The organism is Gallibacterium sp. ZY190522, from assembly GCF_054166015.1.
In genome coordinates, this window is the sequence record NZ_CM135118.1 from 2,394,348 (window position 1) to 2,412,263 (window position 17,916).

Annotated in this window: 22 protein-coding genes; 13 read left to right on the plus strand and 9 right to left on the minus strand. The window is 37.4% G+C overall.

Going from position 1 to position 17,916, the window contains the following annotated elements; translation table 11 throughout:
* Positions 1–32 precede the first annotated feature (32 nt).
* Positions 33–791: a DNA methyltransferase gene (locus ACXPAV_RS11585; RefSeq protein ID WP_458003565.1), complete on the plus strand. Its 759-nt coding sequence runs from the start codon at positions 33–35 to the stop codon at positions 789–791.
* Positions 778–1,611 (plus strand): DNA adenine methylase, encoded by an 834-nt coding sequence (locus ACXPAV_RS11590; protein ID WP_458003566.1) that lies wholly within the window; start codon positions 778–780, stop codon positions 1,609–1,611. Before ACXPAV_RS11585 ends, ACXPAV_RS11590 begins: the two co-directional genes overlap by 14 nt.
* 19 nt (positions 1,612–1,630) lie before the next feature.
* Here the strand turns inward: ACXPAV_RS11590 and ACXPAV_RS11595 are convergent, their stop codons facing one another.
* The 3 genes from ACXPAV_RS11595 to ACXPAV_RS11605 form a co-directional block, all read right to left on the minus strand.
* On the minus strand, positions 1,631–1,852 hold the full coding sequence (locus ACXPAV_RS11595) for a hypothetical protein (RefSeq protein ID WP_458003567.1): 222 nt from the start codon (positions 1,850–1,852) through the stop codon (positions 1,631–1,633).
* Positions 1,853–1,876: 24 nt separating this feature from the next.
* Complete coding sequence (locus ACXPAV_RS11600) at positions 1,877–2,065, minus strand: DUF6900 domain-containing protein (RefSeq protein WP_039146505.1); 189 nt, start codon at positions 2,063–2,065, stop codon at positions 1,877–1,879.
* Between the two features lie 153 nt (positions 2,066–2,218).
* Positions 2,219–2,473: a DinI-like family protein gene (locus ACXPAV_RS11605; protein ID WP_458003568.1), complete on the minus strand. Its 255-nt coding sequence runs from the start codon at positions 2,471–2,473 to the stop codon at positions 2,219–2,221.
* Positions 2,474–2,767: 294 nt separating this feature from the next.
* Here ACXPAV_RS11605 and gpsA point away from each other — a divergent pair, with 294 nt between their 5' ends.
* From gpsA to ACXPAV_RS11630, 5 genes are read left to right on the plus strand one after another with little or no spacing between them, the layout of a single operon-like run.
* A complete protein-coding gene (gpsA, locus tag ACXPAV_RS11610; RefSeq protein WP_458003569.1) occupies positions 2,768–3,772 on the plus strand; it encodes an NAD(P)H-dependent glycerol-3-phosphate dehydrogenase in 1,005 nt (334 codons plus the stop codon).
* An 8-nt stretch (positions 3,773–3,780) separates the two neighbouring features.
* Positions 3,781–4,569: a serine O-acetyltransferase gene (gene cysE / locus ACXPAV_RS11615; RefSeq protein WP_285097423.1), complete on the plus strand. Its 789-nt coding sequence runs from the start codon at positions 3,781–3,783 to the stop codon at positions 4,567–4,569.
* A 36-nt stretch (positions 4,570–4,605) separates the two neighbouring features.
* Entirely contained in the window at positions 4,606–6,960 is a 2,355-nt protein-coding gene (rnr, locus tag ACXPAV_RS11620) for a ribonuclease R (RefSeq protein WP_458003570.1), read from the plus strand.
* Positions 6,961–6,973: 13 nt separating this feature from the next.
* Entirely contained in the window at positions 6,974–7,711 is a 738-nt protein-coding gene (gene rlmB / locus ACXPAV_RS11625) for a 23S rRNA (guanosine(2251)-2'-O)-methyltransferase RlmB (protein WP_065231408.1), read from the plus strand.
* A gap of 12 nt (positions 7,712–7,723) precedes the next feature.
* A complete protein-coding gene (locus tag ACXPAV_RS11630; protein ID WP_458004434.1) occupies positions 7,724–8,287 on the plus strand; it encodes a DUF5358 domain-containing protein in 564 nt (187 codons plus the stop codon).
* Positions 8,288–8,355: 68 nt separating this feature from the next.
* Here the strand turns inward: ACXPAV_RS11630 and ACXPAV_RS11635 are convergent, their stop codons facing one another.
* Positions 8,356–8,934 (minus strand): Maf family protein, encoded by a 579-nt coding sequence (locus ACXPAV_RS11635; protein WP_458003571.1) that lies wholly within the window; start codon positions 8,932–8,934, stop codon positions 8,356–8,358.
* A 127-nt stretch (positions 8,935–9,061) separates the two neighbouring features.
* On the opposite strand from ACXPAV_RS11635, the gene ACXPAV_RS11640 reads away from it, so the two are divergent.
* The gene (locus ACXPAV_RS11640) at positions 9,062–10,477 is read left to right on the plus strand and encodes a DNA recombination protein RmuC (RefSeq protein ID WP_458004435.1); all 1,416 of its coding nucleotides are present in this window, start codon (positions 9,062–9,064) and stop codon (positions 10,475–10,477) included.
* 56 nt (positions 10,478–10,533) lie between these two features.
* Here ACXPAV_RS11640 and ACXPAV_RS11645 read toward each other — a convergent pair whose 3' ends face one another.
* The 3 genes from ACXPAV_RS11645 to ispB are packed head-to-tail and all read right to left on the minus strand — an operon-like array spanning position 10,534 to position 12,735.
* Positions 10,534–11,013, minus strand: a complete 480-nt coding sequence (locus tag ACXPAV_RS11645) for a hypothetical protein (protein ID WP_458003572.1) — start codon at positions 11,011–11,013, stop codon at positions 10,534–10,536.
* A gap of 24 nt (positions 11,014–11,037) precedes the next feature.
* Positions 11,038–11,754 (minus strand): epoxyqueuosine reductase QueH, encoded by a 717-nt coding sequence (locus ACXPAV_RS11650; protein WP_039133468.1) that lies wholly within the window; start codon positions 11,752–11,754, stop codon positions 11,038–11,040.
* 9 nt (positions 11,755–11,763) lie between these two features.
* Positions 11,764–12,735 carry an octaprenyl diphosphate synthase gene (gene ispB / locus ACXPAV_RS11655; protein ID WP_065231412.1) on the minus strand — a complete coding sequence of 324 codons (972 nt, stop codon included), beginning with the start codon at positions 12,733–12,735 and terminating at the stop codon, positions 11,764–11,766.
* A 254-nt stretch (positions 12,736–12,989) separates the two neighbouring features.
* Here ispB and rplU point away from each other — a divergent pair, with 254 nt between their 5' ends.
* The 5 genes from rplU to ACXPAV_RS11680 all read left to right on the plus strand — a co-directional run bounded on the left by rplU (position 12,990) and on the right by ACXPAV_RS11680 (position 16,483).
* Positions 12,990–13,301 (plus strand): 50S ribosomal protein L21, encoded by a 312-nt coding sequence (rplU, locus tag ACXPAV_RS11660; RefSeq protein ID WP_065231413.1) that lies wholly within the window; start codon positions 12,990–12,992, stop codon positions 13,299–13,301.
* A gap of 20 nt (positions 13,302–13,321) precedes the next feature.
* Positions 13,322–13,579, plus strand: a complete 258-nt coding sequence (rpmA, locus tag ACXPAV_RS11665) for a 50S ribosomal protein L27 (RefSeq protein WP_013745795.1) — start codon at positions 13,322–13,324, stop codon at positions 13,577–13,579.
* Positions 13,580–13,670: 91 nt separating this feature from the next.
* Positions 13,671–14,528, plus strand: coding sequence for a bifunctional DNA-formamidopyrimidine glycosylase/DNA-(apurinic or apyrimidinic site) lyase (mutM, locus tag ACXPAV_RS11670; RefSeq protein WP_039173397.1), 858 nt, complete (start codon positions 13,671–13,673; stop codon positions 14,526–14,528).
* Positions 14,529–14,640: 112 nt separating this feature from the next.
* Positions 14,641–16,254: a phosphoenolpyruvate carboxykinase (ATP) gene (gene pckA / locus ACXPAV_RS11675; protein WP_039133458.1), complete on the plus strand. Its 1,614-nt coding sequence runs from the start codon at positions 14,641–14,643 to the stop codon at positions 16,252–16,254.
* Between the two features lie 88 nt (positions 16,255–16,342).
* Positions 16,343–16,483: a hypothetical protein gene (locus ACXPAV_RS11680; protein WP_021461129.1), complete on the plus strand. Its 141-nt coding sequence runs from the start codon at positions 16,343–16,345 to the stop codon at positions 16,481–16,483.
* A gap of 2 nt (positions 16,484–16,485) precedes the next feature.
* On the opposite strand, the gene rarD is transcribed toward ACXPAV_RS11680, so the two are convergent.
* Positions 16,486–17,388: an EamA family transporter RarD gene (gene rarD, locus ACXPAV_RS11685; protein WP_065231414.1), complete on the minus strand. Its 903-nt coding sequence runs from the start codon at positions 17,386–17,388 to the stop codon at positions 16,486–16,488.
* Positions 17,389–17,598: 210 nt separating this feature from the next.
* A complete protein-coding gene (acpP, locus tag ACXPAV_RS11690; RefSeq protein WP_013745789.1) occupies positions 17,599–17,829 on the minus strand; it encodes an acyl carrier protein in 231 nt (76 codons plus the stop codon).
* Between the last annotated feature and the right edge of the window lie 87 nt (positions 17,830–17,916).

The window sequence follows — 17,916 nt, forward strand, 5'->3', positions numbered from 1 at the left end:
AGAACGCCGGAACGCCATAACAAGGAGAGGTTATGGCAACTCAAAAAGTCATTGTATGGGCGTTGTTTGATAGTGGAAATGGTTGTTACACTCAAGCAGCTCAATCTTTTTCCGATATTGAAATTTACCCAATAGGCATTGATATTGAGGGTAAAAATCATCACGTTATTCCCTTAAATCTCGCGGATTACGGGAGATTATTTGGCGATAATACGCTGCTTAATAAGCTGGATAGTCTTCCAATACCTGACGTTATTTTAGCTAGCCCGCCTTGTGAAAGTTTTTCCGTCGCAAACTCTATTAAGGGTGGGAATGTCTGTTGGCAATGGCAAGGAAATACACGTTTTGCTATTCGCAGTCGCAAGGATTTTGACGCGGCAGCGGTTAAAAAGCGACGTTATCGTTATGAAACCGCTTTTTTAAATCGGATTAATGGTGAGCTTTGCATTTATAACACCATTGAGATTATTCAGCGTTATCAGCCGAAAATCTATGTCATTGAAAATCCTTATTCTAGCCGTATTTGGCATTACTTGACTGACATTCTTAATTTCCCTATTTCTTATGATAACCCAACCTATTATGGGAATTATGGCTGGCCCTGCAAAAAGGCAACCAAGTTTAAAAGCAATATTCCGCTAAATTTGCGTTATCAGCATTATATTTCGGGCAAAACGATGTTTGACTGTTTACACAGTTATAACGCCCGTTCAGCCATTCCGTTGCTACTTATCCACGATATTTATCGTCGTATTATTGAGGTGTTAGGAGGTAACGATGCGTCATTTTAGTCAAGCTCCGTTGCCGTTTGTCGGGCAAAAACGGCTGTTTTTAACTTACTTTAAATCGGTTTTAAACGAGATGATTGCGAATAATGGCGAGGGTTGGACGATTGTTGATGCGTTTGGTGGCAGTGGTTTGCTAAGTCCTACCGCAAAACAACTCAAACCACAAGCTCGAGTTATCTATAATGATTTTGACGGCTATGTTGAGCGACTTAATCATATTGATGACATTAATCGCTTACGTCAAATATTAAGTGAGCTATTGATCAATTATCAGCGGCAAAAGCGCTTAGATATTGCTACTCGCCACAAAGTAATTGATGCGATAGAGTCATTTGATGGTTACAAAGATCCACATATTTTATGCTCGTGGCTGCTATTTTCAGGGCAACAAGTTAAATCGGTTGATGAGTTATATCGACACGGTTTTTACAACTGCGTGCGGCAAAGCGATTACCCAACGGCGGACGGTTATTTAGATGGGATTGAGGTGGTTCACGAGAGTTTTTCTACCTTACTTCCGCAATTTTCAGATGATAAAAGGGTGATATTTGTGCTTGACCCACCCTATCTGTGCACACATCAAGCAAGTTATAAGCAAGATGGATATTTTGACTTAATTAATTTTCTGGAGTTAATCAGGCTTGCACAACCACCTTACATCTTTTTTAGTTCAACCAAAAGCGAGTTTGTGCGGTTTGTGGATTGGCTAATCGCCACCAAAGGTGATAATTGGCAATCTTTTATTGATTATCAACGGATTGCTGTACAAACGTCCGCAAACTATAGTGGCAAATATGAGGATAATCTCATTTATAAAAGCTGAAAAAGTGCCTTGCGGCACTTTATAAACGGGTAGACAATTCTGAAAGCAGACAGTATAAGGCAGGTTGATTTGGATGAGTATTTGGTACTAACTTGATCACTTTGTCTTTTCTGTCATCGGCTAAATAATGGATGGCAAGGTAATATGCACGATATGAGGTTTTAAAAAGTACTAGGTCAAGGTTAAAGAGGCTAAAGGTATCGCACTCACGTTCCGCAACTAACGAAAGTTCTAACATCATTTCACGTTCGGTTCTAATTTCATCCTAATCTCCTTTTGCTGCTTTATATCCAGCATCAAATGCTGCTCGTAGCATTGCTTTCATGCACCATACTGACATATCGTAAAAATCGAGATGATCACTCATCCGAGTTTCAAGCGTATCAATATACCCGACCTTTTTCGCAATGGTTTCTAAGACTCGATTAATTTCTTTTTCGCTTGGCTTTTTCATTGTTATCCTCCTGTTTTTGTGTTGAGGACATCATTGCTCTGTTGCGATGCAATGTGGAGAGGTATAGAGCTCTATTTGACTGACTGCTTAATAATGCAACTGGAGAGGTATAGAGGTCTAATTAGGGCTATTAGGGCTAACAGCCCTAATAGATTAATCTGCTAATAGAGTATCGTCATTAAATATATCCTCTAATTTAGCGACTAATATTTTCTTTTCTGTTGAGTTATATCCTACAACTTCATAACTTGTTTGCGATGATGTTTTAATTTCTAACTCAAGATCAGCATATCCTATTCTTTTTAATTGTTTAGGCAAACGCTGTTTTAATTTATTGATGATTGTTTGCTGTTGCAGTTCTTTTTCATCGTCATATTGTTTGGCAAATTTTAAGATAAGTTTTTTCATTGTTTAACCTCTTATACTGTATAAATATACAGTTATTTTATAGAGGTTTTTTATACTGTCAATATATACAGTATTTTTTCATAATTTCTTTATATTTTGCATAACTTTTAAAAATTTATTTATGCAAAATATAATGCTTTTTTATGCAAAAAATTCCGCCGTCTTACACTGTAAATTAATTCCTGAAAAGCGTCTCTTCGGAGATGCTTTTTCACCTCTTTTCTAAAATCTTATTGAAATCCTCTCTCTTTCGTCTATCCTTTGTTTAACACTAATCAAATAAAAGCGATAGTTATGACAGAATTTTTACCCATTACCGTAATTGGTGCTGGTTCTTACGGAACAGCATTAGCGATAGCACTTTCGAGAAATGGCTTGCCAACAATATTATGGGGGCGAAATACGGTAGAAATGAGAAAATTGGCACAACAACGGAAAAATGAACGTTTTTTGCCCGGTGTTACTTTTCCGAAAGCATTACAAATTGAAACTGAATTGGATACAGCAGTTGCAAACAGCCGAGATATATTGATCGTTGTGCCGAGTCACGTTTTTGCCGATGTTTTAAAGCAGATTAAGCCCTTATTAAAACCGCAACATCGTATTATTTGGGCAAGTAAAGGTTTGGAACATAATAGCGGACGCTTGTTACATCAGGTAGCGAAAGATATTTTAGGAAATAATATGCCATTGGCTGTTTTATCAGGGCCGACATTTGCTAAAGAACTGGCTTCAGGCTTGCCGACTGCTATTGTGCTGTCTTCAACAGAAGAGGCTTTTGCCAAAGCGTTACAGGAACGTATTCATTGCAGTAAACATTTCCGCGTTTATCTGAATCCGGATATGATTGGTGTGCAGTTGGGTGGAGCGATTAAAAATGTGATCGCAATTGGTGCTGGTATTTCAGATGGTATCGGTTATGGAGCGAATGCAAGAACAGCATTGATCACGCGTGGTTTAGCAGAAATTTCACGTTTAGGATTGTCTTTAGGTGCAGAACCACACACATTTATGGGAATGGCCTGTTTAGGTGATTTAGTTTTAACGTGTACCGACAATCAATCTCGTAATCGCCGTTTTGGAATGATGTTAGGCAAAGGTTATTCTGTAGAACAGGCGATGCAGGAGATCGGTCAGGTTGTGGAAGGCTATTTCAACACACAGGAAGCCTACCGCTTGGCGCAACAACAGCAGGTGGAAATGCCGATTGTTGAGCAAATTTATCAAATGCTATTCTGTGGGTTAACTGCAACTGAAGCAGCAGCAAATTTATTATCAAGAGAAAAGAAAAGTGAATAGGGGTATCTATGTCGGTACTATTACAACGGATTTGGCAAAGCATTCGAGATGAAGCAAAATTACTCGCAGAACAAGAACCTTCATTGGCAAGTTTTTTCCATTCAACAATTTTAACGCATCAACATTTGGGTACGGCGCTAAGTTATATTTTAGCGAATAAGTTATCTAGCTCGACAATGCCAGCGATCTCATTGCGTGAAATTATTGATGAAGTTTATCGGGAAAATCCAAAAATTATTGAAAGTGCCGCTCACGATATTGAAGCTGTGCGGGTACGCGACCCGGCAGTGGAGCTTTATTCTACACCGTTACTTTATCTAAAAGGATTTCACGCGTTGCAAAGCTATCGCATCACTCACCACTTATGGCAGAAACAACGGAAAGCATTAGCTATTTATCTACAAAATCAAATTTCTGTTGCGTTTGATGTTGATATTCATCCGGCAGCAAAAATTGGTCACGGTATTATGTTAGATCACGCCACAGGTATTGTTATTGGGGAAACATCTGTGATAGAGAATGATGTTTCTATTTTGCAAGATGTGACATTGGGCGGTACAGGAAAAGAAGTTGGTGATCGCCACCCTAAAGTGCGTAAAGGGGTGATGATTGGTGCTGGTGCAAAAATTTTAGGAAATATCGAAGTAGGTGAATATGCCAAAATTGGCGCCTGCTCGGTAGTGTTACATCCGGTTGTAGCTTATTCTACGGTAGCGGGCGTGCCTGCAAAACAGATAGGGCAAGATAAAAAAGCAAAACCGGCGTTAGAAATGAATCAATATTTTAATTGTGAATAAAAGCAATAAATAAAACAAAAAATTAAGGAGACATTAATGCAATATCAAGATCCTCATTATAGCGAGGAAGCTGAAAGATATGAAAATCCAATTCCAAGTCGTGAATTGATCCTTACGGTTATTCGAGATCATAATAAACCGATGAGTCGGGAATCTATTTTACAAGCGTTAGCAATTACCGATCCGGAGCAGCAGGAGGGAATGCGTCGCCGTTTACGAGCAATGGAAAATGATGGGCAGTTGGTTTTTACTAAGCGCAAATGTTATGCCTTACCTGAACGATTGGATCTTTTGAAGGGAACGGTGATTGGTCATAAAGATGGTTATGGCTTTTTGCAGGTTGATGGCGTAAAGGATGATTGGTTTATCCCTAATAGCCAAATGCAAAAAGTGTTACACGATGATTATGTATTGGCACAGCCGAACGGCGTAGATCGTCGCGGACGCAAAGAGGTGCGAATTGTTCGGGTACTAGAACGTCGCAAGAAGCAGATTGTCGGTCGTTTTTTCTTAGAAGAGGGCATCGGTTATGTAGTGCCGGATGATAGCCGGATTAATCACGATATTTTAATTCCGAATGGATATCGTGCCGGAGCAAGAATGGGGCAAGTTGTGGTGGTGGAACTGAAACCTAAAGAAAAAGGGCTTTCCCGTTTAACCGGCAGAATCACCGAAGTGTTGGGCGACAATATGGCGAAAGGAATGGAAGTGGAAATTGCTATTCGCAATTACGATATTCCGCACGTTTGGCCGGAAGAGGTGGCACAGCAGATTCAAGGATTGAGTGAAATCGTTGATGACAAGGATAAACAAGGGCGTGTCGATTTGCGACAACTACCTTTGGTTACGATTGATGGTGAAGATGCCCGTGATTTTGATGATGCAATATTTTGTCAAAAATGCGAGCACGGCGGTTGGAAATTATGGGTGGCGATTGCGGATGTTAGTTACTATGTGCGTCCAAAAAGTGCGCTAGATAAAGAAGCCTATCAAAGAGGAAATTCCGTCTATTTTCCAAGTCGGGTTGTGCCGATGTTACCGGAAGTGCTATCTAATGGCTTGTGTTCACTTAATCCACAGGTAGATCGCCTTTGTATGGTGTGTGAAATTCAACTGTCTGCAAAAGGTAGAATTGAACAGTACCAATTCTACGAAGCGGTAATGAATTCACACGCACGTTTAACATACAGCAAAGTATGGCGAATTTTGCAGGGAGACGAAGAATTAACCGAACGTTATCAAGATTTAGTGCCACATTTACAAGAACTGTATGCAATGTTTAAAGTGCTATTGAATGCACGACATAAACGAGGCGCAATTGATTTTGAAACAGTAGAAACCAAATTTATTTTTAATGATCAAGGCAGAATTGAAAGAATTGAGCCGATACAACGCAATGACGCCCATAAAATTATTGAAGAGTGTATGATTTTGGCGAATATTTGTGCAGCACATTTTATGGAACAACATCAAGAGCCGGCACTATTCCGCATTCACGCCTTGCCGAGCGAGGAAAAACTCACCTCTTTCCGTACTTTCTTAAGAGAATGCGGTTTAACTCTGGAAGGCGGATTAAAGCCGACACCGGCGGATTATGCCAAATTAATGTTAAAAGTGAATGAACGCCCGGATAAAGAATTAATTCAGACAATGTTATTGCGCTCATTAAGCCAAGCGATATACAGTGGTGATAATATTGGACACTTCGGTTTGGCTTTGACAGAATATGCGCATTTTACTTCACCGATTCGCCGTTATCCCGATTTATCTTTACACCGAGGCATCAAGTATTTATTGTCAAAACAGCACGGTTTAACCAAACGCACTACTAAGAGTGGTGGCTACCATTATAAATTGGATGAGATTGATCTGTTAGGTGATCACTGTTCAATGACAGAACGCCGTGCAGATGAAGCAACAAGAGATGTTGCGGATTGGCTTAAATGTGAATTTATGCAAGATCACGTTGGTGAAGTGTTTGAGGGAACCATTTCCAGCGTTACCGGATTCGGTTTTTTTGTCAGATTGAACGATCTTTTCATTGATGGCTTGGTTCATATCTCTACGCTGGATAACGATTATTATCGTTTTGATCCGAGTACTCAGCGTTTAATCGGTGAGAACAGCGGAATGTTGTATCGTATCGGTGATAAGGTTACGGTCAGGGTTGAAGCGGTGAGTTTGGAAGAAAAAACATTAGATTTCACACTGATTTCAAGTGAGCGTAAACCGCAACGATTAGGTAAAACAGAAAAAGATCGTGTTAAAAAGAGCTTGCGTTATAGTGAAAGTTTGCAAAAACGGTTACGGAAACAGGCTAATGCCGATGAGAAAAAACGTAGAGAGAAAAAGAAAAAAACAAAACGTAGTAAAAATAAAAAACGAAAATAATTAGAGAGTGTGTATGAGCGAACAAATTTACGGTATTCACGCAGTTTCGGCAGTGTTATCAACTACGCCGGAGCGTTTCATTGAAGTATTTGTGTTAAAAGGGCGTGAAGATAAACGTTTACAGCCTTTATTAAATGAATTACACCAATGGGGCATTTCAGTACAGTTTTTAACACGTCAAGCATTGGATAAAAAAGCGAATGGTGAAACACATCAGGGCATTATTGCCAAAGTACAACCACCAAAAGAGCAGACAGAAAATGATCTATATGTTTTATTGCAACAGAAGAAATATCCATTATTATTGGTGCTTGATGGGGTAACGGATCCACATAATTTAGGCGCTTGTTTGCGTACTGCCGATGCAGCTGGAGTGGATGCGGTTATTATACCGAGAGATAAATCCGCACAATTAACTTCTGTGGCAAGAAAAGTAGCGTGCGGTGCGGCCGAAGTCGTGCCGTTAATTCGGGTAACAAATTTAGCTCGTACTTTAAAAACGCTACAACAAGATTATAATGTCTGGGTTGTGGGGACAGCCGGTGAAGCCAATAGCTCAATTTATCAGAATAAGTTAACTGGGGCATTAGCGTTAGTGATGGGGGCAGAAGGCGATGGTATGCGCCGTTTGACACGAGAACATTGCGATCAGTTAGTGAGTATTCCAATGCAAGGTTCTGTTTCTTCATTGAATGTTTCTGTCGCAACTGGTGTTTGTTTATTTGAAATTGTCAGACAGCGATTAGCTTAATGGAAAAAGATGATGATAAAAAAACTAATTTTTTCAATAACAATTCTATTTCTTGCAGGATGCAGTTCAAATATTGATCCTTATCCTGCAGAATATGCTAATGCTGATTATGAGTTAAGTGATAATGATGCACGGCGTTGGGTAGTGGCGAGTCATCAGGCAGAACAATGCATCTATCCAAACTTAACACGTATTCAGCAAGAGCATTTTTCTAAAGAAGATGCTTATATTCATTCACAATATGTATTCTTTTATCCTCTGGAAGACATTATTGGCGCAGATTATGTAAAGATGATCCAACAGGATGAAAAATCAATGGGGTATGCACAATATCAATATAAAAAATTCAAACAAACTGAATTTGAACCGATGCCAACGACGGAATGTGCAACATTGAGAATTAAAGCACGTGATGATTTAAAAGTGGTGAAAGGACAGTATCAAAGCGGAATGGCTGTGGATGAATCTAAAAGCAATTCAGTGGACAGTAAAAATAGTAATCCGGATGGGATTGCGACCAATGAAAATAAATTTTTCTTTGATATCATCAAATGGGGTTCGGCTTTATTGTTGTAATTTTAAAAGCGGTTAATGAAACAGAAAACTGCACGACAAAGTGCAGTTTTTTATTTAAATACAATTAGTTAGAGAATATTTGTTGAAAATTTCTTTAATAATTCGCTCGTTTCAAACAACGGTAAGCCCATCACACCCGAATAACTGCCACTTAAATGCCTGATAAAACTTGCAGCCAATCCTTGTATCGCATATGCTCCTGCCTTATCAAAAGGTTCTCCACTGGCAATATAAGAGTGAATTTCTTCTGTCGAAAGCGATTTAAAAATGACTTCGCTAGATTGCAGACAATAATGTTGTTTGATGGGTGTTGAAACGCAAATAGCTGTTAATACCTGATGAGTATTGCCGGACAACATTGAAAGCATTGCAAAAGCCTCTTCTTCTGTATGGGGTTTGCCTAAAATTTGATTATTAAATGCAATACAGGTATCGGCAGTGAGAAGTGGATATTTTCTTTTGTTAGGGAAAAGATAGCGAATTTGCTGATTTTTACTGATTGCCATTCGTAAAACATAATCACTTGCTGTTTCATTTTCACCAACCGTTTCGTCAATTTCACCTTTTAATACCTCGACAGATAAACCCAGTTGTTGTAATAGTTGAAAACGGCGTGGACTGTTAGATCCTAGATAAATTTTTTTCATAATAGATTCCTATATTCAGTTTGGCTAATATTGTAATGATTACGGGATTTCAGATCAGCATTTGTTATACTGAATCAGTCAATTTGTTTTTTGAGGAGAAGTTATGGATTTTGTACTTTATATTGTTATGTTGTTATTAGCTTTGACCAGTGTTGTGTTTATCTTATTGAATTTGCAGAAACAAAAATTATTGCAGGCGTTACAACAGCAACAAGCACAAACGGTGGAACAGTATAATGTGCTGTTGCAGAAATCAGAGTCATTAACAGAGCAATATCAATTGGCGTTACAAGAAAAAATCCGTAGCCAAACGGAAAAACAGGGAATTGAGTCGTTGCTACAGGAGAAAAATCGACAACACCAAGAACTGGAACAGCTAAATGTATCGGCGCAACAACAAATTATGCAATTATCGCAACAATTAACAGCATTACGCACCAGTTTAGCGGAAAAAGAGACGCATTTTGCTGAACAACAGCAGTTGTTAGAAAATAATAAAAAACAATTAACGTTAGAGTTTCAACAGCTTGCCAATCAGATCTTGGAAGAGAAAAGTCGTAGTTTTTCACAATCCAATCAAGTAGTGTTGGATAATTTATTAAAACCATTTAAAGAGCAGATTGAGGGCTTTCAAAAACGTGTTAATGAAGTGCATTCTGAAACGGTAAAAGGGAATGCCAGTTTGGAAGCAGAACTTAAAAAGGTGTTGGAAATTGGATTAAATATGTCGAAAGAGGCAAATAATTTGACAACAGCATTGAAAGGGCAGAAAAAAACATTGGGTAACTGGGGTGAAGTGCAGTTGGAAAATGCTTTGCAATCTGCTGGCTTAGTAGCGGATGAGCAGTATGTTGCCCAAGCTCATTTTAAAGATAATGAGGGTAATCATCGCTATCCTGACTTTTTAATTAAATTGCCTGATAACAAGCATATCGTGATTGATTGTAAAGTGTCACTAGTGGCTTATGAACAAGCGGTTTCTGCTACTGATGAAGCTAAAATTCAATTACATTTAAAAGAACATATTCAAGCTATTAGACAGCATATCAAATCGTTATCGGAAAAGGATTATAGTCATTTAGAGGGTATTCAAAGTCCCGATTTTGTGTTGATGTTTATTCCGATTGAACCGGCATATATCGAAGCATTAAAACAAGATCCGACATTGTTTAATAATGCTTATGAAAAAAATGTTATTTTAGTGTCATATACTACATTAATGCCAATTTTACGCACTGTTGCCAGTTTATGGCGTATTGAAAAAGGCAACCGAGAAGCGCGAGAAATCAGCGAAAAAGCAGGTGATATTTATAATCAGGTTTGTGTGGTGGCGGAACGACTACAAAAATTGGGTAACGGCTTAAATAGTGTGGTTAAACAATATAATGATTCGGTTACTTCGCTTTCTGGACAACGAGGTTTATATGGTAAAGTCGAGCGTTTTCAGACGCTCTCTAATAAAGTTAGCAAGCAGTTACCATCAATGGAACCATTAACAGCTGATGTTGAAATAGAACGTTTAAATGCGATTGTTGAGGTGTAGTTATGCGATAAAAAAGCGATCCGAAGATCGCTTTTTCAATGTGATTTTTTTTAAATTTATTTCTTTTGTGTAGTTTCAATTTGAGCTTTTAAATCGGCAAGCGCTTTTTCAGCATCGGAAAGTGATTGCGTGGTTTTGGCTTGAAGCTCTTTATAAGCCTTAATTTGTTCCGGTGTAGGTTGTTGAGTAACATAATCGGAAGATTGTTGCATTAAATCAATAAAAGATTTTAAACCGGCATCATATTGTGCTTGTACTTTTTTTGCTTCTTCGGTTTTGATTTTGAGTTCACTGATAGATTTCACTACCATTTTGTAATTATCAATAATTGCTGCATATGCTTTGGTTTTATCCTCAGCAGTTTGAGCTGATTCCAATTGCTGGATTAATGCAGAACCGCTTTCCTGTTTTAACACAGTATTCAATGTTTGTTGAAGCAAATCAACATCTGCTTTCATATCAGCAGTTTTATCGCCACAAGCGGCTAAAAAGAGAGAAAATAGAGCAATTAATAGAAAATTTTTTAACTGTTTCATAAATATGTCCTTATTAAATAAAAATTAATCTGCAGAATAATAAAGTTTGCCGATCTCAATTTTAGCTCTGCCTTGAGATTCACGCCACTTATTAGTATCACGCAAAGAGTAAACACAACCGCAATACTCTTGTTGATAAAATTTCTCACGTTTACTAATTTCAATCATTCGTTGAGAACCTCCACCTTTACGCCAGTTATAATCCCAATAAATGACATCATCATATTTTTCAGCAGCACGATGACCACAACCATTAATTTGATTCATATCTTTCCAACGAGAAATGCCAAGACTGCTAGTAAACACGGGAAAACCGTGTTCGTGTGCATATTGAGCCGCTTTTTCAAAACGCATATCAAAGCACATTGTGCAACGAATACCACGTTCAGGCTCATCTTCCATCCCTTTTGCCCGTTCAAACCATTCTGCACGATCATAATCAGCATCAATAAATGGGATGTTATATTTTTCAGCAAACCGAATATTTTCTTCTTTGCGAATTAAATACTCTTTTTGAGGATGAATATTAGGATTATAAAAATAGATAGTGAAATCGATTTCCGAAGCAAGTAAAGCCTCCATTACCTCACCTGAACAAGGTGCACAGCAGGAGTGGAGCAATAGTTTGTTATGTCCGTCAGGCAAAGTTAATTTTGGACGAACAAAGGGGGCATTCGGATCTTTAGTAATTTTCTTTTTTCTCCCTCTAGAAATAGGAGGTATTTGTTGAATATCTGACATATTGTTTTCTTAATAATTACGTTCTACAGAAATTTTTGCAAGAGAAATTAATGCTTCTTTATATAGGCTATCATCAATAACAGAGAGTGCATCAATTGCTTTTTGGGCTTCCTGTTTTGCTTTTTCTATCGTATAGGTAAGAGATTTATATTTATCCATCATTGACTGAATTTTAGTAAGATATTTACGCCCGTGACCGTGTTCAATAATGGAGCGAATTAATTGTCGTTCATTTTCGCTGGCGTGTTGCATAGCGTGAAGTAGCGGCAATGTTGGCTTGCCTTCTTCCAAATCATCGCCAAGGTTTTTACCTAATTTATCCGCATCAGCACAATAATCCAATACGTCATCAATCAGTTGGAATGCTGTGCCTAAATAACGACCATATAATTTCATTGCTCGTACTTGTTCTTCAGTTGCTTCGGATAATAGTGCCGAACATTCAGCTGCAACTTCAAAGAGACGTGCGGTTTTACTGTAAATAACCTGCATATAGCTCTGTTCAGTAGTATCAGGATCGTTACAGTTCATTAATTGCAACACTTCACCAGCAGCAATAACATTCACTGCATCTGACATTACTTGCATAACAGGCAATGAACCTAAACGAGCCATTAATTGAAATGCACGAGTATAGATAAAGTCACCGACTAAAACACTGGCAGCATTGCCGAAAATAGCATTTGCAGTATCTTTACCACGGCGCAAAGTTGACTCATCAACAACATCATCATGTAATAAAGTAGCCGTATGGATAAACTCAATAAATGTTGCACAGGTAATATGCCGATTACCTTGATAATTCAATGCATTAGCTACTAACACAGCAATTAATGGTCGAATACGTTTGCCGCCACCGTTAATAATATAGAAGCTAAGTTGATTGATTAAGGCTACATCAGATTGCAATTGTTGTGAAATCATTGCGTTGACGGCTTGCATATCCTTAGCAGACAGCGCTTGAATTTCGTTTAAATCCATACTTCCCTTCATAATTGTTGTGCAAGAATTGTTAATACTATTAATGAATTCCCAATTCTACCTTAAAAATTTAATTTCTAAAATTAAACTGTGAAATTAAGCAGATTTTTTTATTTTGTTTAAAATCCGTGCTTGCTATTTTGTTTTTTTTTCCGTAAAATCCGCCACCTATTATGTGAATTTTACAAGTGCCAAGTTAGATAACTTTCGAGTTTGATTTGATGGTACTATTTTATTTAGCGGAGTTTTCTTCTATGTACGCGGTTTTCCAAAGTGGCGGCAAGCAACACAGAGTAAGCGAAGGTCAAGTTGTTCGTTTAGAAAAACTTGAAGTGGCAACGGGTGAATCAGTTGAATTTGATTCAGTGTTGATGGTCGTTAATGGTGAAGATGTTAAAATCGGCGCTCCGGTTGTTACTGGTGCGAAAGTAGTGGCTGAAGTTGTAGCACACGGTCGTGGCGAAAAAGTTAAAATCGTTAAGTTCCGTCGTCGTAAACACAGCCGTAAGCAACAAGGTCATCGTCAGTGGTTCACAGAAGTGAAAATCACTGGGATTCAAGCATAATTTCAGAGGAGATCAAGTAGATGGCAACTAAAAAAGCTGGTGGTTCAACTCGTAACGGTCGTGATTCTGAAGCTAAACGCCTTGGTGTTAAACGCTTCGGTGGCGAGTCTGTATTAGCAGGCAATATCATTGTTCGTCAACGTGGTACTAAATTCCACGCAGGTAATAACGTTGGTATGGGACGTGACCACACTTTATTTGCAACAGCTGATGGTAAAGTGAAGTTTGAAGTGAAAGGTGACAAGGGTCGCAAATACGTAAGTATTGTCACTGAATAATTTGCTTATCAGTTTAATGAGAGTTTATAAACTGCACCTTTTTTAGGGTGCAGTTTTTTTATTTGTAGATTTTGATATTGGAGTGCTAAAGATGCCTGAATTACCGGAAGTTGAAACTACGAGAAAGGGGATTCAGCCTTATACCAAACATCAACGAATTGTTAAGTTGATTATTAGAACAGAAAAATTACGTTGGATTGTCAGTAAAGAGCTTTATCAAATTGAGAATGAAGAAATTTTGGATGTACAACGTCGTGCAAAATACCTAATTTTTCAATTGGAGTGTGGATATATCATTGTGCATTTAGGAATGTCAGGATCGTTAAGAATTGTAACAGCAAAAGATGAGATCGATAAACACGATCATATTGATATGATTCTGTCGAATGGAAAAATTCTGCGTTATAACGATCCACGTAAATTTGGTGCTTGGCTATGGGTGGATTCAATACAGCATTTCTCTTTATTTTCAAAATTGGCGCCCGAACCGTTAAGTGATGATTTCAATGGAGATTATCTTTATCAAAAGAGCCGTAATCGGCATACTGCAGTTAAATCTTGGTTGATGAATAATGCAGTAGTTGTGGGTGTTGGTAATATTTATGCTAATGAGGTGTTGTTTAATTGTGGAATTTATCCTAACGCTTCGGTTAGTTCTTTGAGTAAAGAAGATTGTGAACGTTTAGTAGCTAATATTAAACAGACATTACAGCAAGCGATTAAACAGGGTGGCACAACATTGCAAGATTTTATCCAGCCAGATGGTCGCCCTGGATATTTCCAACAATCACTCAATGTCTATGGCAGAAAGGGGGAAAATTGCCCAACCTGCGGACATTTGATTGAAATGGTAACTATCGGACAACGCAGTAGTTTTTATTGCCCTATTTGTCAGCCAGTCCGAATCTCTAAAAACTCAACAAAAATTGAAAAAATCAAAAAAAAGTAACTATCTTGAGGGAGTGAATCACGGAAATTTGATCTAGATAACGTTTTTTTTTTCGAAAAAGGATTAGAATACAAAGTATGATTTTTTTATATTCAATTTGAAGGAAAATATTATGTCAGACTTAAAAGCCTATCTAGATTCAATTGGTATTCACAATGTTGCTGAAATTATTCATAACCCAAGTTATGAACAATTATTTGCAGAAGAAACCAAAGCAGATTTACAAGGTTATGAAAAAGGTCAAGTGACTGAGCTTGGCGCAGTTAATGTAATGACAGGTGTTTACACCGGTCGTTCTCCAAAAGACAAATTCTTCGTAAAAGATGATACAACAAAAGACACTATTTGGTGGACATCAGACGAATACAAAAACGATAACAAGCCTGTTACTCCTGAAGCTTGGAAAACTATCAAAAAATTGGCAACAGATGAATTAAGTGGTAAACGTCTATTTGTTGTTGATGCATTCTGTGGTGCAAATGAAAGTTCACGCTTAAAATTACGTTTTGTAATGGAAGTTGCTTGGCAGGCTCACTTTGTAACCAATATGTTCATTCGTCCAACTAAAGAAGAGTTAGCAAACTTCGGTGAACCTGATTTTGTTATTATGAACGCATCTAAAGCGAAAGTAGAAAACTACAAAGAATTAGGTTTAAATTCTGAAACTGCAGTTGTATTCAACTTGACTGAAAAAGTACAAGTTATTTTGAATACTTGGTATGGTGGTGAAATGAAGAAAGGTATGTTCTCTTATATGAACTACTTGCTTCCATTAAGAGGAATGGCGTCAATGCACTGTTCCGCAAACACCAGCAAAGATGGTAAAGAAACAGCTATCTTCTTCGGTTTATCAGGAACAGGTAAAACTACATTATCAACTGATCCGAACCGCTTATTAATCGGTGATGATGAACACGGTTGGGATGATGATGGTATCTTTAACTTTGAAGGTGGTTGCTATGCTAAAGTTATTAACCTTTCTAAAGAAAATGAGCCTGATATTTATAATGCAATCCGTCGCGATGCATTGTTAGAAAACGTCACTGTTGATGCAAACGGTAAAATTGATTTCGCAGATAAGAGCGTAACAGAAAATACTCGTGTTTCTTATCCAATTTATCATATTGAAAATATTGTTAAACCAGTTTCAAAAGCTGGCCCGGCAAATAAAGTAATCTTTTTGTCAGCTGATGCATTCGGTGTATTGCCGCCGGTATCTATCTTAACTCCTGAACAAACTAAATACTACTTCTTGTCAGGCTTTACTGCAAAATTAGCTGGTACAGAACGTGGTGTTACAGAACCAACCCCTACATTCTCTGCTTGTTTCGGTGCTGCATTCTTAAGTTTACACCCAACTAAATATGCAGAAGAGTTAGTGAAGAAAATGGAAGCTAATGGTGCGAAAGCATACTTGGTTAATACAGGTTGGAACGGTTCTGGTAAACGTATCTCTATTAAAGATACTCGTGGTATTATTAATGCAATTCTTGATGGTTCTATTGATAAAGCGCCAACAAAAACAATCCCAGTGTTCAACTTTGAAGTTCCAACTGAATTACCTGGTGTAAACCCTGCAATCTTGGATCCTCGTGATACTTATGCAGAAAAAGGTGAATGGGAAAAACGTGCTGATGATTTAGCAGATCGTTTCACTAAGAACTTTGTGAAATATACTGGTAATGAAGCAGGTAAAGCACTTGTTGCAGCTGGTCCAAAAAAATAATTTAATTAAATGATGAAATAAGGAAAACACCTTGCCATAATGGTAAGGTGTTTTTTTATGAAAGTATTTTAGTACAGGAGGAGATCAAATGCGCCGAGTTAGAAGAAGTTCACTTAAAAATTTCAAAACATTAAGAATTCGTCGCTTGATGTTATTAAAGCGAATTCAAAAACGTAAACAATATATTCAAGCTCGTCATAGAATTCGTTTCTTGAAGGAACAAGAGTAATTTTATACTGTTTTTAGTTTAGTCTTAACTGGAGCGATAAAGCCATTGATAGCCAATACTAATAATGCGCTCCAGATAAGTCCATAACTAATATAGGCTTCTGCCGGCATTACGGTTCCTAAGATTGTTATCGAAAGAATAAATAAAAGTGAAGGCTCAATATAACTCAATAAGCCGAATAACTTCATTGGCAAAATAGCACTGGAACGAATATTAAATGTCATAGATAAGGCACTTACAGCACCTAATAATGGCAGTAATAACCAATAACGAGGTTCAGAATATATTAATTGCCAAATATCTTGTTGAGGCAATAAGTAGAGCAATGCGAAAGGTGCGATAAAGGTTAAATCAAAAGTAAGACCGAGCAACGCAGGAATATTAAGAATTCTTCTTGAGAGATAATAAGGAGGATAAAGCAAAACTACCCATAATGTTGTCCAAGAAAAGGCGTGAGTATGGTAAAGCTGATTTAAAATTCCGCAGACAGCAAGTATTAAGGCAAGTAGTTGCAATTTCGTCAGTTGTTCTTTCCAAATTAATTTTCCGAAAAAAACCATCATTAATGGAAATAAGAAGTAACCCATTGCAACATTTAATCCTTCCCCGTTAATCGGAGCCCACATAAATAAGCATAGCTGGCTTGCCAAAATAGCAGTACCTATTAACATAATTACCCAGTTTTTGAATGAGGAACCAAGTTTTTGCAAAATAAATGGTAAGATTTCTTTCCGATTTGAACTTAAAAGTGTTAATAACCAGAAGCCGAAAAAAGTAACAACAATACGCAAGGCAAAGATAGAGACACCGGAAAGTGGCTGCATTGCATAGCTGAATAAAAACAAGGAGCTAAATAGGATTTGAGATAAAATGCAAAGCATAATTCCGATAATTAATGGGTTCATTAACATCTCCTTAGTGATTAGTTGTTATACGACAACTGTTCTCAAATTTAGCAATTTATCAAGCAAATTTAAAGATGAAAGAGTTGGAAAGACTGATACGATTTGTATGTGTTATTATCAATTCTTCTTTAAATCAAACTAAAAATCTTAATATAACAAAAAGGATTACCTCAAAGAGATAATCCTTTTTCATCAAAAACTCTACTGAAATTATTGGTTGCTTTGAACGTAATCGATAGCAGATTGAACCGTAGTAATTTTTTCAGCTTCTTCATCAGGAATTTCGATATCAAATTCTTCTTCTAAAGCCATTACTAATTCAACAGTATCTAAAGAATCAGCACCTAAATCTTCAACAAAAGATGCTTCTGGTTTCACTTCTTCTTCTTTAACGCCTAATTGTTCAACAATAATTTTTTTTACGCGTTCTTCAATACTCATTTGTTAATTCCCTATTTATTTGTTCTGCAAAAGGAGAAATTGTATGCATAATAAATTAAGTTGCAACTGCTAAATTAAAGGTCTAAC